General features: G+C 46.7%; 11 protein-coding genes. 6 read left to right on the forward strand and 5 right to left on the reverse strand.

All coding sequences use genetic code 11. The features are described 5' to 3' along the window. Window positions 1-862: 862 nt before the first annotated feature. Window positions 863-3,127, forward strand: coding sequence for a GAF domain-containing protein (locus RIM23_RS06225; protein WP_446365409.1), 2,265 nt, complete (start codon window positions 863-865; stop codon window positions 3,125-3,127). A gap of 291 nt (window positions 3,128-3,418) precedes the next feature. Next, complete coding sequence (locus tag RIM23_RS06230) at window positions 3,419-3,619, forward strand: hypothetical protein (RefSeq protein WP_446365411.1); 201 nt, start codon at window positions 3,419-3,421, stop codon at window positions 3,617-3,619. A gap of 280 nt (window positions 3,620-3,899) precedes the next feature. Here RIM23_RS06230 and RIM23_RS06235 read toward each other — a convergent pair whose 3' ends face one another. From RIM23_RS06235 to speB, 5 genes are all read right to left on the reverse strand, one after another. Next, entirely contained in the window at window positions 3,900-5,024 is a 1,125-nt protein-coding gene (locus tag RIM23_RS06235) for a geranylgeranyl reductase family protein (protein ID WP_446365412.1), read from the reverse strand. A gap of 242 nt (window positions 5,025-5,266) precedes the next feature. Beyond that, window positions 5,267-5,815: a ribosome recycling factor gene (gene frr / locus RIM23_RS06240; protein WP_446365414.1), complete on the reverse strand. Its 549-nt coding sequence runs from the start codon at window positions 5,813-5,815 to the stop codon at window positions 5,267-5,269. Beyond that, a complete protein-coding gene (gene pyrH / locus RIM23_RS06245; protein WP_446339554.1) occupies window positions 5,802-6,530 on the reverse strand; it encodes a UMP kinase in 729 nt (242 codons plus the stop codon). Before pyrH ends, frr begins: the two co-directional genes overlap by 14 nt. Before the next feature lie 257 nt (window positions 6,531-6,787). Beyond that, complete coding sequence (locus RIM23_RS06250) at window positions 6,788-7,342, reverse strand: thioredoxin family protein (protein WP_446365416.1); 555 nt, start codon at window positions 7,340-7,342, stop codon at window positions 6,788-6,790. A 99-nt stretch (window positions 7,343-7,441) separates the two neighbouring features. Continuing rightward, window positions 7,442-8,350: an agmatinase gene (gene speB, locus RIM23_RS06255; RefSeq protein WP_446365418.1), complete on the reverse strand. Its 909-nt coding sequence runs from the start codon at window positions 8,348-8,350 to the stop codon at window positions 7,442-7,444. A 183-nt stretch (window positions 8,351-8,533) separates the two neighbouring features. On the opposite strand from speB, the gene RIM23_RS06260 reads away from it, so the two are divergent. The 4 genes from RIM23_RS06260 to RIM23_RS06275 all read left to right on the forward strand — a co-directional run bounded on the left by RIM23_RS06260 (window position 8,534) and on the right by RIM23_RS06275 (window position 14,507). Beyond that, the gene (locus RIM23_RS06260; protein WP_446365420.1) at window positions 8,534-9,439 is read left to right on the forward strand and encodes an alpha/beta fold hydrolase; all 906 of its coding nucleotides are present in this window, start codon (window positions 8,534-8,536) and stop codon (window positions 9,437-9,439) included. A gap of 435 nt (window positions 9,440-9,874) precedes the next feature. Further along, the gene (locus tag RIM23_RS06265; RefSeq protein WP_446365422.1) at window positions 9,875-10,903 is read left to right on the forward strand and encodes a hypothetical protein; all 1,029 of its coding nucleotides are present in this window, start codon (window positions 9,875-9,877) and stop codon (window positions 10,901-10,903) included. A 361-nt stretch (window positions 10,904-11,264) separates the two neighbouring features. After that, window positions 11,265-12,629, forward strand: coding sequence for an NAD-dependent succinate-semialdehyde dehydrogenase (locus RIM23_RS06270; protein WP_446365424.1), 1,365 nt, complete (start codon window positions 11,265-11,267; stop codon window positions 12,627-12,629). A gap of 231 nt (window positions 12,630-12,860) precedes the next feature. Next, entirely contained in the window at window positions 12,861-14,507 is a 1,647-nt protein-coding gene (locus tag RIM23_RS06275) for an acetolactate synthase large subunit (RefSeq protein ID WP_446365425.1), read from the forward strand. Window positions 14,508-14,837 lie beyond the last annotated feature (330 nt).

Raw genomic sequence — 14,837 nt, forward strand, 5'->3', positions numbered from 1 at the left:
ATTTTGCCCAGAAACCGTAGGGGCGCACTGACGTCATTGGTGTCAACTTAAGGTTGAAACCCTTACTTACTTAATAAGAGATCCCCCCTAGCCCCCCTTGGAAAGGGGGGAACCAGAAATTAATCAAAGTCCCCCTTCAGAACCCCCTCCCGTCCCCCTTAAGATCCCCCTTCCGTCCCCCTTATAGATCCCCCTTCCGTCCCCCTTAAAAAGGGGGAGACCTAAGGATGCTTCGCGTTTATTGCACGGGGAAGCCATAGGATGCTTCGCGTTTATTGCACGGGGGAGACCAGCAGATGCTTCGCTTTTTTTGCACGGGGGGAACCAGAAATTAATCAAAGTCCCCCTTCAGATCCCCCTCCCGTCCCCCTTTTAGATCCCCCTTCCGTCCCCCTTAAAAAGGGGGAGACCTAAGGATGCTTCGCGTTTATTGCACGGGAAAGCCAAAGGATGCTTCGCTTTTGTTCCATGGGGGATTTAGGGGGATCTAAACTTTGAGCGCTAGTTATACAAAGTTTTAAGTTGACACGGATGACTGACGTGCGCCCGATTTAATCGTAATATCTACTCCATTTTGGTGGGTTACGGCGGATATCAAATTTAATGGTTATTTCCTCAATTGAATACCGTTTAACTCACTCTACCGACTACGAAATTCATTGGATGGCGCTAAAGCGCTTACTACGAACGAATGGCGCTAAAGCGCTTACTACGAACGTCGCTTGAGTCAGTGATAAATGACGAGTTGTTTATGAGAAAAATCTTGCAAAACTTTAAGATCATATTTCTCTTAACTTGTCAAGTTTTAAATTCTATGATCAAATGGAAAAACGGCTCATGGTGTCATCACCGGTTTACCTTGATGTTGAACAACAACCGACAACACATTCCAGACGATTCCCTGGAGGTTAATATACCTGCGATGTCTAATTCACATTCTCATCGTCAACAGGTGAGTGATGAATCAACATTCCGCGATCGCGACACCATGACAAATCAGGCGAATTCGGTAAATAGTGATTGGTTGGCGCGTTTCCAGCACCATAGCAAACTGTTGATGGCGTGGGTTGAGCCGGGAAACTTTACGCTGTATTATGCTAATGATGCCTTTTGCCGCTTAACCGGGATGAATGCTCCCACGGGTAACTTACAAAACCAGGGCATTCACCTATTTGATTTATTTACAAATGTTGATGCTAAAACCCTAGAACAGTTATATCGGCGTCATTTACTGGCACTAATATTACGAGATGTATATAAAATTAATCATACCCAATGGCGCTTTTTAGATGAACCCGTTATTGCCACTCTCGATAATCCCCACGGTGGCGAACCCCATTGTGTACAATTTTGGCTGCGATCGCAACATCTGAACGTTGAGCGGATTAATCCGGAAATTAACGAATTTTCAGATATCGATCTATCCAAACAACCGATTCAGCAAATTATCCTTAACCCCACCTGGGAGGAGCGTTTAAACCTGGACAATTACCAGGTTAGGGGTCAGCTTTTGTGGGAAGGATTGGATGTTACCCACCAAGAAACGATTCGACAACTGATTAGCTTGCTAATCGAACGCGACTCCCTCTTGCGTTCTGAGAAGTTTCGCCTATTTGAGCAAAAAATGCGATCGCTGTTTCGCGCCGATCAAATTCTGCTGTTGCGGGTGAAGCACCAAGAGGTCAAACTTTTCACCAGCAAAGATGGTCAAATTATTCAAACCCAAGTCTATTCCTGGGATTCCCTGGAAGGTTCCCATTTCCAGGAAGCCGCCCAAGGGAATCAAGTTTGGAGAGTCGCTAACTTAGAGAGTGATTGTCACACTGAGTTTGAACAGACGTTATTTAACCAAGGCGCCCGTTCCCTGTTGCTGATTCCCCTAACAGTTTCTGCAGCTGAAGCCGAAACCCCCAGCCAAAACTTGATGGGAATGGTAGGGCTGACGAGTGATCAGACTCATAACTTCGATTCCCTGGATATCAACCATGCTTGCGCCTTGATCCCCGCCTTAACCGCCGCCCTGCGTCAAGCGGCTCAAAGTCAATTTAATCCTATCCATCCCGCCGTAGAATGGCGTTTCTTAGAAGAAGCGGAACGCCGCAGTTGGGGACTCCCCCCAGAACCGATTGTGTTTACTGATGTCCATCCGATGTACGGGATTTCTGATATCCGGGGTTCGTCGAGTGAACGGAATCGATCTATCCAAGCCGATTTACTCAGCCAGTTCAATTTGGCAATGGCGGTGGTGGATGCGGCGAACCAATACCAACACTTGCCTTTGTTGCAACAACTGCGCCTGGATTTGTCCACCTATATTAAACAGTTGGAAAAAGGAGTGATGGCGGAGGCTGAGGTGACGGCGATTCAATATCTCAGGGATCATCTGGAAATTTATTTTGATTATTTCCAAGACTGTGGCGATGGGGCGCCTCAAGCGGTGAGAGCTTACAAACAAGCCTGCGCCAATCCTCATGGCTGTGTTTATACCGCCCGCGATCGCTATGATCGAATGATCTATGAGATTAACGAACAACTGCGGCAAACTTGGGAACGGTGGCAAATCCGGATGCAGCAGATTATCCCCCACTATTGTGATCATGAACTCACCGATGGTATCGATCACATGATCTATGCGGGCGCTTCGATCAACTCGCAGTTTACCTTATTCCATCTCCACTGTTTGCGCTACGAACAGCTACGGGCTATCTGTGACTGTGCGAGGACTTGTTTTCATATTCGCGATCGCTTTGACAATCCGTTACAAGTCACTCATCTGGTACTGGTACAAGAAACCACGGTTGATATTTTCCACGACGAACAAACCGAAAAAATATTCGATTTACGCAGTAGCACCCGTGACACCCGCTACGAAATTGTCAAAAAACGCATTGATAAAGCCCTAGACGCTACCACCCAAACTCGCATCACCCAACCAGGAATGCTGACTATCGTCTATTCCACCCAAGCCGAGTGGACAGAATATCAACAATACTTACGCTACCTCGCCCGTGAAGGTTGGGTGGATAGCCATATCGAATCCAGCACCGTTGAAAGACTACAAGGAATCACAGGACTCAAGTTTGCCCGTGTCCGCATTCTGCCTGAATCTGAGCCTGCACAGGTGTAGGGGCGGGTTTGACAAATATTTTGCCACTGTCTTGAAACTTAACTCAACCCGCCTTTCTAGGGCAGCAGGGGGAAATTTTTTCCCATCACTGCACCCTTTGCTGTGATCTAGCTTAACTTGCCTTAGTGATCAGACAACTTGTCTGTCTAACGGGGTTATGTTTCAAAACCATAACATTAAGATTTGTAAATAAAGCGATTCTGTAGTGTTTGTTACAGAATTTTCTTGTTATAGTTATTGTGTAAGGAAAAAAACAGTGAAATATCACTAAAGCAATCGGAGAATAAACAAATGTCTACTCAAGAACAAGCTAGAGCCTTAATGATGCGTCACCATCACGCCGTCAAGAACAGGCAACAATCCATGCTCAATCGAGCAGCCAATGAAGTCGGCTTAGATGTTGATAACCTCAGCCACTGGGATTCTATTCAAGGCAAACCCAATTCTGGTTTCCGTACTAGCTATGATCGCAGTCATGCTTCCTTAAGCTAAGCGGTGTTTGAACCTTAATCAAATATGCTGCCCATAAAGATGGTGGTTAGCATAAGTGAACCGGACTTTTCTCATACAACTCTTTCGAGGTAGCAAAATCCCACGGATCACTTACCGTGGGATTTTTAATGGTGTTGGGGGATTGGGGAAGTTTTGACCCTTCACTTGGCGCATAGGGGATGGGGCGTGAGTTTTGTTTCTTACCTCACCCAGATTTAACTCGCGCCCGCCCCGACTCCCTTGTCCCCTGACAAATGACAAATGACAAATGACAAACAACCTACCGTGAGAAGAATCCGCCACTCAAACGTTTAATTGCCAGATTTGCCACCTCTGAGTAATTCAATTCTCCGGATAAAATTTTCAGCATAATCAGAGTGGCTGAAGGTCGCTTTACGCCTACCTTATAGCCAATTTTGGGAAAGCCATAGAAGGCACTAGCTAAACGTTTCGCCCAAACCATCTCGTTACCCCATTCGTCCTGAATCACCTGGGTATACTGAGTTAGGGCGCTGGCGTTACCCCCTAAAGCCGCATCAATTGCCTCCGCCGCTTTGACTCCACTATATATAGAGGGACGAATTCCCTCAGCCGTAAACGGATCAGCCAAACAAGCGGTATCGCCAACCAGCAGCGCATTTTGCCCATGTAACTTTTGGTTACCATCCCACAGGCACATTGGGTGATTGTGAACCTGACAGAGTTTCGGATCAATACCGAGTTGCTGAATATAGTTGGTTCCTATCGTTTGTAAATCCTGCTTGTCATTCCCCTTAAACGTACCCACACTGACGGAATAGCCATCGGCTTTGGGAAAATTCCAGATGTAGCCATTTTTCACTTGCCCAAAGTCAAAATGGATAGTGGGATTACCGGTTTGAGGGGTTGACTTGGGAGCTTCTATCGTCACTGCCATACGCTGGGGACGATCTTTAAAGCCCAACCATTTTGCCATAGAACCATTCGCACCATCAGCGGCGATCAGATAACGGGCTGCCATCGGTTCATTGGTGGTATTAACCTGCCAGCGATCGCCCTTAAATTCAATACCCGTTACAGTCGTTTGATCTTGCAGTTGAGCGCCTTGCTGTTTTGCCTGTTCGACTAAAAACTGGTCAAAAACATCTCGCCGCACCATCCAGACAGGTTTTTGTTTTTTGAGATTGACCTCCACCGGATCATCCATTTGCCAGGTGTAGCGGACTCGGCTCACATTTTGGGAGATCGCCGGTGCCAGATCAAAATCAAACCACTGTTGCACGCTTGGGGAGACACCACCACTACAGGGCTTGTATCGGGGTAAAGAGTCTTTTTCTAGAATCAGTACCGAACGCCCTCGCTTGGCGAGGTGATAGGCGGCAGTTCCCCCAGCAGGACCTGCCCCAACAATAATGCAGTCAAACATTAGGCTTTAAGGATTAAAAAATTCAGGAGTGTGCTAAGGAGGTATTACTGTGGTATTTAGTTTTAACCCCTGACATAGTTTAACAATAAACTCAAGGAATAGGATACTCTTAACAGGGGATTTAAGAGGAGAAAATTCCCCCTTGTCATGGGTCATTTTTTTTTGTTAAATAATGCTCTCATCTCAAAACTCTCTATCCGTCCCCACCGCACGAGACAGGTGGGGAACTGGAGCAAGTTAGGTTAAACCGTGGTAATATCTTCCTCTTTTGCCGCTAACAATTCATCAATTTTAGCCGTGTACTTGTCCGTCAATTCCTGAATTCGGTCTTGCAGATCACGGGATTCATCTTCAGAAATTTCGCTATTTTTTTCCTGTTTACGAACCGAGTCAACGGCATCACGACGAATATTCCGGATGGAGACTTTTCCGTCCTCGGCTAACTTACCCGCCATCTTCACAAATTCTTGGCGGCGTTCGGCGGTTAAGGGTGGAATATTCAGTCGCACGACTTGACCGTCATTATTGGGGGTTAAGCCGATATCCGATAAGGAAATCGATTTTTCAATCAGAGTCAGCGTATTCTTGTCATAGGGTTGAATCGTAATCGTGGTGGCATCTGGCGTATTAATGCTTGCCAGAGACTTCAGAGGGGTGGGACTGCCATAATATTCCACCATCACTCGATCCAACAGACTCGCATTCGCCCGACCTGTACGAATGGTATTGAAACTCCGTTGCGTTGCTTCAACGGCTTTCTTCATTTGGCTTTCAGCGTCAGCTAACTTCACAAAAACCTCCCACAAATGTTCCGACAGATTCTCCTTGAACAGCGCGGCGGATATTACCCCGCCCTGTCAAATCAAATACCATAATTGGGATATTATTTTCCTTACACAAGGCGATCGCTGTACTATCCATCACCCGCAGATCCTGAGCGAGGACATAGCTATAGGAGAGCGTGTGATAGCGATGAGCTTGGGGATTTAGCTGGGGATCACAATCATAAATCCCATCAACTTTAGTGGCTTTAAAGATAACCTCCGCATCAATTTCGGCAGCTCGCAAAGCCGCCGTCGTATCCGTGGTAAAAAAAGGATTCCCTGAACCTGCGCCAAAAATTACCACTCGCCCTTTTTCCAGGTGACGAATGGCACGGCGGCGGATATAGGGTTCTGCCACTTCTTGCATCGCGATCGCGGTTTGCACACGGGTAGGTATCCCCATTTGTTCTAAGGCATCTTGCAGGGTCATGGCATTCATGACTGTCGCAATCATACCAATATAATCACCGGTTGCCCGATCCATTCCGCCTGCAGCCGCTTTCAAACCGCGAAAAATATTGCCACCACCGACGACAATTGCCATTTGGATGCCACTTGCCACCACTTCGGCGATTTCGGCAGCGATGCCCTGAACGACTCCTGGATCTATGCCGTAGCTCAGTTTGCCCATCAAGGCTTCACCGCTCACTTTTAGTAAAACCCGTCGGTATTTCATCCCCATGCTACGACTCTTTCTTTCTTGACTATTGCCTTGCCCATACGATAACAGTCTACCGATAATTCTGACAGAGTGCGTGAATGTCGATCATCAAATAACATGATTAACACCCGTGCTACTAAAATACAAATTCTTGCTGTATTACTGCTTCAAGCTAAGTATTACTCGTTCCGGGTGGTTTCAACCACTGATCCGCTTGCATTCCCCCTGCTAAAAGACGTAGCCTGCTACGTCTCTTTCAGGATGAAAGGCTCCCCCTACTAGTTGCGCCATACTAGAGGACTGCCCTGGGTGGGAGTTGATTTGGGCGAGATAGTTTCCCCAGCCAGTAGCGCCGCGATCGCATTCTTGAGGTATGCTTTGTTAACCGCTTCGGGATACTGGGTATTATCGTCAATTTGACCACTGTAGCGCAAGACCCCCTGTTCATCAATTACAAAGGCTTCTGGGGTTTTTGAAGCACCAAATCCTTGTGCCACATCCTGAGTTGGGTCCCACAGGTAGGGAAAATTCAACCCTCTACTACGGGCAAACTGCTGCATCTGGCTGAAGCTATCTTCGGGAGATTGATCAGCATCATTGGAGTTAATGCCAATCAGGGTAAATCCCTGCTCATGAAAACGGGTTTGCAGTTGTTTGAGTCTGTCTATATGAGCGGCTGAGTAGGGACAGTTATTACTCAAAAAAATTACCGCCACTCCTCGCCACCTTTCCAGGTACCGGGAGAGGTGGTGAACATCCTTATCAATGCCTAAAAGCTCAAAATCGGGAGCATAACTGCCAATGGGTGTGCCTTGTTTTTCCTTCAGACTCATATCGTGTTACGGTGTGTGTTCTACTGGATGCTAGTTCTTCCCTTTTTCCCCTTCCCGTTTGCCAATCATTTTGGATCGGGCAGTGAATTCCAGCCATCGCTACCACCTTTGTGTCAGAGTTTGATAGCCGATAAGTTTGTAAACCAGTTTAGCGGCACTAAATTGGGAGACAACTGAATCAACCACTGGGGCTAACTCCATCACATCGCAACCGATCACCTGATGGGTTTCAAACAATCGTCGCAAAAAGCTTGTGAGTGCATACCAATTCAGCCCACCCGGTTCGGGAGTGCCAACCCCGGGCATCGCCGACGGATCGATGCCATCTAAATCAATGGTAATGAATACTCGCTCTGTTGCGATAGTCGCGATCGCGTCGTCTATCCAATGGGGATTGTTGACAATGTTTCGCGCCCAAATCACAGGGATGGATTTTTCTTTAATTAAATCGGCTTCTTCTTGACACAGACTCCGAATGGCGACGGGTAATGTGGGTAACCCCATATCCACAATCCGGCGCATCACACAGGCGTGGTTATAAATTGATCCTTCGTATTCGTGGCGTAAATCTCCGTGGGCGTCTATTTGCACCACGGTAAAGGGTTCGTTACTCCTTTGGCGGTAGGCGTCTACGATTCCTGTGGTTATGCTATGTTCACCGCCAATCGCAATCACAAATTTACCATCATCGATAAGCCCAGATACGGTTTCGCGAGTATCCCGAAGCATTTTTTGGGCACAAATCTGTTGCCCGCATCGGGTATCTGCGATCGCGGAATGTGTATATATCTTGGCGTCTTTACAAATCTCCCGTTCCAACTCATCATCGTAGTATTCTAGCTGGATTGATGCCTCTAAAAGAGCATCGGGTCCATTTTCTGTGCCTTTACGATAGGTTGTGGTTGCCTCGTAGGGAATCGGCAAAATAACCACGTTTGACGCTTTGTAGGATGCCTGAATTTCCGATCCCAGAAACGGAATAACCGCAGCAGACGTTTGCACCAGCATAGGGGACGCACCAAAAAATTTCTTAATGTTAATTTTGACACAAGAATAGTTCTGAGTGTAGAGACGGGCTATGGCGCCTCTTGTCGAGCGGGTTTGGCTATTATCGTTTTTTTGCGCCCTAATCTCAAAAGGGTTATTGTATTACAAAATGTAAATAGTAAACCTGTACTCTGGCGAATCGTCATGACCTTTCCCTCCTCAACCCTGCCCAAACCCCCTAAAAGAGACACTCACATCTGGACATGGCGAGGTTTTCCCATTGCCTATCAAGTCCAAGGCAATTCTGGACCTGCGGTTGTGATGGTGCATGGCTTTGGCGCCTCTTGCGGACACTGGCGTAAGAATTTACCCGTATTAGCCGAATCCTGTCGGTGTTATGCCATTGACTTAATTGGCTTTGGTGCCTCTGCCAAACCTACGCCAGGACTTGAGGTGGAGTATACCTTTGAAACCTGGGGACAACAAGTCCTAGATTTTTGTCGGGAAGTCGTGGAGACTCCAGCATTTTTGGTTGGGAATTCAATTGGCTGTATTGTAGCAATGCAAGCGGCTGTGGATTGTCCAGATATGGTATTAGGGGTTACCCTGATCAACTGTTCCTTGCGGATGCTCCATGATCGCAAACGAGTTACATTACCCTGGCATCGTCGCATCGGCGCACCTATGGTACAAAGGTTACTGGGGATTAAGTGGGTGGGACAACTCTTTTTCCGTCAACTGGCTAAGCCACAGGTTGTGCGTAAAATTTTATTGCAAGCTTATCGCCAATCCGAGGCGGTGACCGATGAATTAGTGGACTTGCTGATGACACCGGCGGCTGATGTAGGTGCGGCTGATGTGTTTATTGCCTTTACCCGCTATTCCTTTGGACCTCTACCCGAAGACTTATTACCTCGGTTATCTTGTCCCACACTGATTTTGTGGGGAACGGATGATCCCTGGGAACCCATCGCTGAGGCAAAAGAATGGGTCAATTTTCCAGCCGTGGAAAAATTTGTCCCCTTAGACGGTTTAGGGCATTGTCCTCAAGATGAAGCCCCTGATGTGGTTAATCCAATTTTACAGGATTGGATTGCGGGGAATAGTTAACCACAGAACATCCCCATATCCCTTATCTCCCCCTATCCTCTATCTCCCATATCCCCCGCACCCCTGTTTCCTTTCTTTAACTTTTATGAATGCGATACCACATTCAGTAATTGACTATTGAGAATTTTTTCAAAAAAGACTATCCTTTGACTGGTGAGTAGATGCAAAGGGTTGGGTGGCAGAAAAATAAGCAGCTATTGGCGAGCAAATGTGCTATAACACCAACTCAGTAATCAGACCTACTTAATAAAGTGTAACATTAAATACCAAATAAACTTTTTTTTTACATTTGAATAAGGGCGGGTTTTGTTGACAAGTTATCAAGCACAAACTCTTCCCAGGGGTTGGGGGTTTGGGAAAATCCATAGGAACTTTTAACTTTACAGCTACCGCAATTTTGCAGACTACATCGACGTTCTAGACAAGGGGTGTGTCATGAGTACCAAGGATAAGCTAGGCAATTTTCAACCGTCACAGACGGCGAAGGTGGCTACCATACAAAAGCTATCCAAACTATGGGCAAAAAAATATGTCCAAAAACACAGTATTCCCGAAAAAGCGTGGCAGTCGAATTCACCAGGATTACGAGCCATTACAGCTCAGCGGTTACTTGATTCCTTGCGAACGGTAATGATTCAATCTTGGATAAAAACCGAAGCTTTACTCTGCCAAGAAATCAAACGGCAAGGCATTAACTATCGCTTAATTGACCCTTGGCAAATTACTAAAGATACTTACTTAATCTATGAGAAAGTATTGCTGGCTTATGCCGATCAAGTCACCCCCGAACGTTTATGTTTATTTTTATCATCAGAGTTAGGTCGCCTGCGACACAACTACACAGCAATTGACCCCAGGGTGATTGCGTTTGTTAGTCTACAGTTTCACTATAGTGGTCGGTTTCTCCTGAAATCACTATCACCTCAGGAGCAAGCTACGGTGAGTGTTTATTTTCAGGTGATTGATGATTGTCTGTATATGCCATTACAACGTCTCTACAAAGCCGCCGCGAACTATGAACATCAATCATTAGCGTTGGTTTTGCTACGGCAGATTTTACCCGATCAAGCGTTGATTTCTCAGCAAATTGCCACCCGAATTATCGATTTACATCCGAATTATCATTGTTATAGTGGTAGATTGGCAAACCCTAGCGTGAAATCTGCCAGTATTCGGGATGTGGAACTATTCCAAGTTTACTTGTGGCTTTGTGTTTTGGAAAAGAGTATTGCGCCCATCCAAGAAGAATTATTTCCCTTGTGTGTCATGCTCTATCCATCTTTAAATGTGGGTTGGGAATTAGTCCGGCACATGATTCATCTGTTAGGGCTAGAATTTAGCAAACGTCTTTCTCGGCAGCAAATCCAAATCATCTTACCCTATCTTCAAGTGTTATGGGAAATGTTTTCTCCTGAGGTATTTCCCGAACGTTTGCCCGTTGAAGCGTTGGAAAATTCGGCGTAGTTGTCATTTGTCATTTTCATATTTTATTGAGTCACCTACCTTAAGCCCTAAGTACCTCAACCCCCAACGGACAAACTTGAGTGCACCCGTTATATCCAGCAGCATCGGCGCGATCGCGAAACTGAATCTGTGGGCTAAAACGAAGAGACAGTGGAGGTTTGGGCATTCCGTTGGGCAGAGGAGACGCCTTGATCACCGGAGGTCAATCAAAATTATTTGACGAAAAACCCCTGTCAACCGTCTCCATCTGCTAAAATGTAAAGCAATGTAAAGGTATTGTCTTTTACCAGACAGCATCGCAGTAGACTTGAGAGTGAAAAAGCTAACTCCATCTCAAGTAATGGAGTCGAAGAGGAAGGCTATGGGGATCGCCACAATTAACCCAGCAACGGGAGAAACGCTCAAAACCTTTGAGCCACTAAGTCATGAGTCGATAGAAGCCAAACTCACCCTGGCACAACAGGTGTTTGAGTCTTACCGGAAAACGCCAATGGCGCAACGGGCTAAATGGCTGAACGCGGCGGCGGAGATTCTGGAACGGGATAAGGTCAAGTTCGGTAAACTGATGACCTTAGAAATGGGCAAAACCATCAAAAGCGCGATCGCAGAGGTGGAAAAATGTGCCTTGGTTTGCCGTTACTACGCCGAAAACGCCGCGAAGTTTTTGGCAGATGAGCATATTACCACAGATGCCAGCCAGAGTTTTGTCCGCTATCAGCCCTTAGGTATCATTCTAGCGGTAATGCCGTGGAATTTTCCCTTCTGGCAAGTCTTTCGTTTTGCCGCCCCCGCGTTAATGGCGGGGAATGTCGGTGTCTTGAAACATGCCTCGAATGTGCCACAATGCGCCTTGGCGATTGAGGACATTATAAAGGAAGCGGGTTTTCCGGAAGGGGCATTCCAAACCTTATTAATTGGCGCCAATCAAGTCGAAGCCATTGTCAGTGATCCTCGGATCAAAGCCGCCACCTTAACCGGGAGTGAACCCGCAGGGGCGTCTTTAGCCGCCACCGCTGGGAAACACCTGAAGAAAACGGTGCTAGAACTCGGCGGGAGTGATCCATTTATTGTTCTCGAAAGCGCCGACTTAGACGCCGCCGTTTCCACCGCCGTTACCGCCCGGATGATCAATAATGGTCAATCCTGTATCGCCGCTAAACGCTTCATTGTAGCCGATGCGATCGCAGATGAGTTTGAAAAGCGTTTGGTTGAAAAATTTAAAGCCCTAAATGTGGGCGATCCCATGGAGGAGACAACCAATATTGGACCTTTGGCAACGCCCAGCATTCTCCAAGAATTAGACCAACTGGTACAAACTTGTATAGCCGGGGGAGCCAAGGTGCTGATTGGTGGTAAACCTTTAGATCGCCCAGGTCATTTTTACCCCCCCACCATCTTGGCGGATTTCCCCCCAGGAACCCCCGCCGATAACGAAGAATTCTTTGGTCCAGTGGCGTTATTGTTTAGAATTCCTGACATTAACGCGGCAATTGCTAAAGCTAATGCAATTCCCTTTGGCTTAGGGGCGAGTGCGTGGACAGCGGACGAAACCGAAGCCCAACAACTCATTGAGGAGATTGAAGCCGGGGCTGTCTTTATCAACGGATTAGTTAAATCTGACCCCCGCTTACCCTTTGGCGGGATTAAGCGTTCCGGCTATGGACGGGAATTAGGAGTACAAGGAATTCACGAATTTGTCAACATCAAAACCGTTTGGGTGAAATAGTTAATAACTATGGACGGGAGACAGTAGTAGAAGCTATTGTTAAAAAAACAGAATTTTAACAATAGGATTTAATCCTTAGCTTTGAATCTTTACCGGGGATAGCTAACAGCCAGTCCTAGCTTTGGCCCCCCTCTAACTTGTTCTGCTTGAATTTCAGCAGGCATCAATGGCGACGAAATAGGACATCGGACAAACCATCAGATAACCAATGAATGTTGAGGGAAAACTGAGATGGGTGAAATGAATACAGCGGACATGCTAGTCAAATGCCTCGAAAATGAAGGCGTCGAATATGTTTTTGGATTGCCTGGAGAAGAGAACTTGCATGTGCTAGAAGCACTCAAGCACTCTTCCATTCAATTCATTACCACCCGCCATGAACAAGGAGCAGCCTTTATGGCGGACTTGTATGGACGGTTAACGGGGAAGGCGGGCGTCTGCCTTTCTACTTTAGGACCTGGGGCAACCAATTTGATGACTGGGGTAGCTGACGCCAATCTAGATGGCGCCCCGCTGGTGGCGATTACGGGACAGGTGGGAACCGATCGCATGCATATTGAATCCCACCAATACTTGGATTTGGTGGCAATGTTCGCCCCCGTAACCAAGTGGAATACGCAAATTGTGCGTCCGAGTAATACCTCGGAAATTGTCCGCAAAGCATTTAAACTGGCTCAAAGTGAGAAACCCGGGGCAGTTCACATTGATCTGCCGGAAAATATTGCCGCCATGCCGGTTACAGGTGAACCCTTGGCTAAAGATGAACGGGAGAAAACCTATGCCTCATTCCGGAGTATCGGCAAAGCAGCCGTTGCCATCTCCAAGGCAAAAAATCCCCTAATCTTAGTGGGAAATGGGGCAATTCGCGCCAATGCGGCACAAGCCCTGACAGAATTTTCCACCCGGATGAATATCCCGGTGATCAATAGTTTTATGGGCAAAGGTGTGATTCCCTATACCCATCCTCTCGCCCTATGGACAGTCGGGTTACAACAGCGCGATCACGTTAACTGCGCTTTTGATCAGACAGATTTAGTGATTGTGGTGGGTTACGATTTAATTGAATATTCGCCGAAGAAATGGAATCCAGACGGCAAGATTCCGATTATTCACATTGGTGCTAGCCACGCTGAAATTGATAGCAGCTATATTCCTTTGGTGGAAGTGGTTGGGGATATTTCGGATTCGCTCAATGAAATTATGAAACAAGCGGATCGGGAAGGCAAGGCGACGCCCCATGCGGTGGAATTACGCTCTGATATTCGGGCGGATTATGAACAGTATGCTAATGATGAGGAGTTTCCGATTAAGCCGCAAAAACTCATCTATGACTTGCGTCAGGTGATGGGACCCGAAGATATCGTTATCTCCGATGTCGGTGCTCATAAAATGTGGATGGCACGCCATTACCACTGCGATCGCCCCAACACTTGCATTATCTCCAATGGTTTTGCGGCGATGGGGATTGCCATGCCGGGTGCGATCGCGGCAAAATTAGTCCATCCTGATCGCAATGTTGTCGCGGTGACCGGTGATGGCGGTTTTATGATGAATTGTCAGGAACTAGAAACCGCCCTGCGAGTCGGTACAAACTTTGTCACCTTGATTTTTAATGACGGTGGCTATGGGTTGATTGAGTGGAAACAACACAATCAATTTGGCGACTCAGCATTTATTAAATTTGGCAATCCCGATTTTGTCAAGTTTGCTGAAAGTATGGGGTTAAAAGGCTATCGGGTGAATTCAGTGGCGGAGTTTATTCCCACCCTGGAAGAAGCTTTAAGGCAAGATGTGCCGACTGTCATTGATTGCCCCGTAGACTATGGCGAAAATCTCCGCTTTAGTCAAAAAGCTGGGGATTTAAGTTGCAAAATGTAGGTCATACAATTGACGTTTTCGACAGTCAAGACTGACGCATAAACGCCACCTATCGTAGGGGCCCGGCCGTTCCCGGCCCCTAAAGGTATAGCTTGGGTAAAGGAATCCGAAAGATGACGAATTAAATGCGTTACCCCTGTAATACCTTCCGCTCTGATGTTTGTTGCGGCATTACCATCTCTGTTTAACCTAACTTTTCACTCTAAGTTGTCTGTGTAGTATATAGTCATTGATAGAGTTGTATAACTTATCGGTTATGTATTCGTGCGCCTCGCAACTTTTTCAATTTTGGCAAAAATCAACGTAATAGCAAGGGTTTCAGGTGCTAAT

It is taken from the genome of Coleofasciculus sp. G3-WIS-01, assembly GCF_040223135.1.
Classification (GTDB): domain Bacteria; phylum Cyanobacteriota; class Cyanobacteriia; order Cyanobacteriales; family Coleofasciculaceae; genus Coleofasciculus.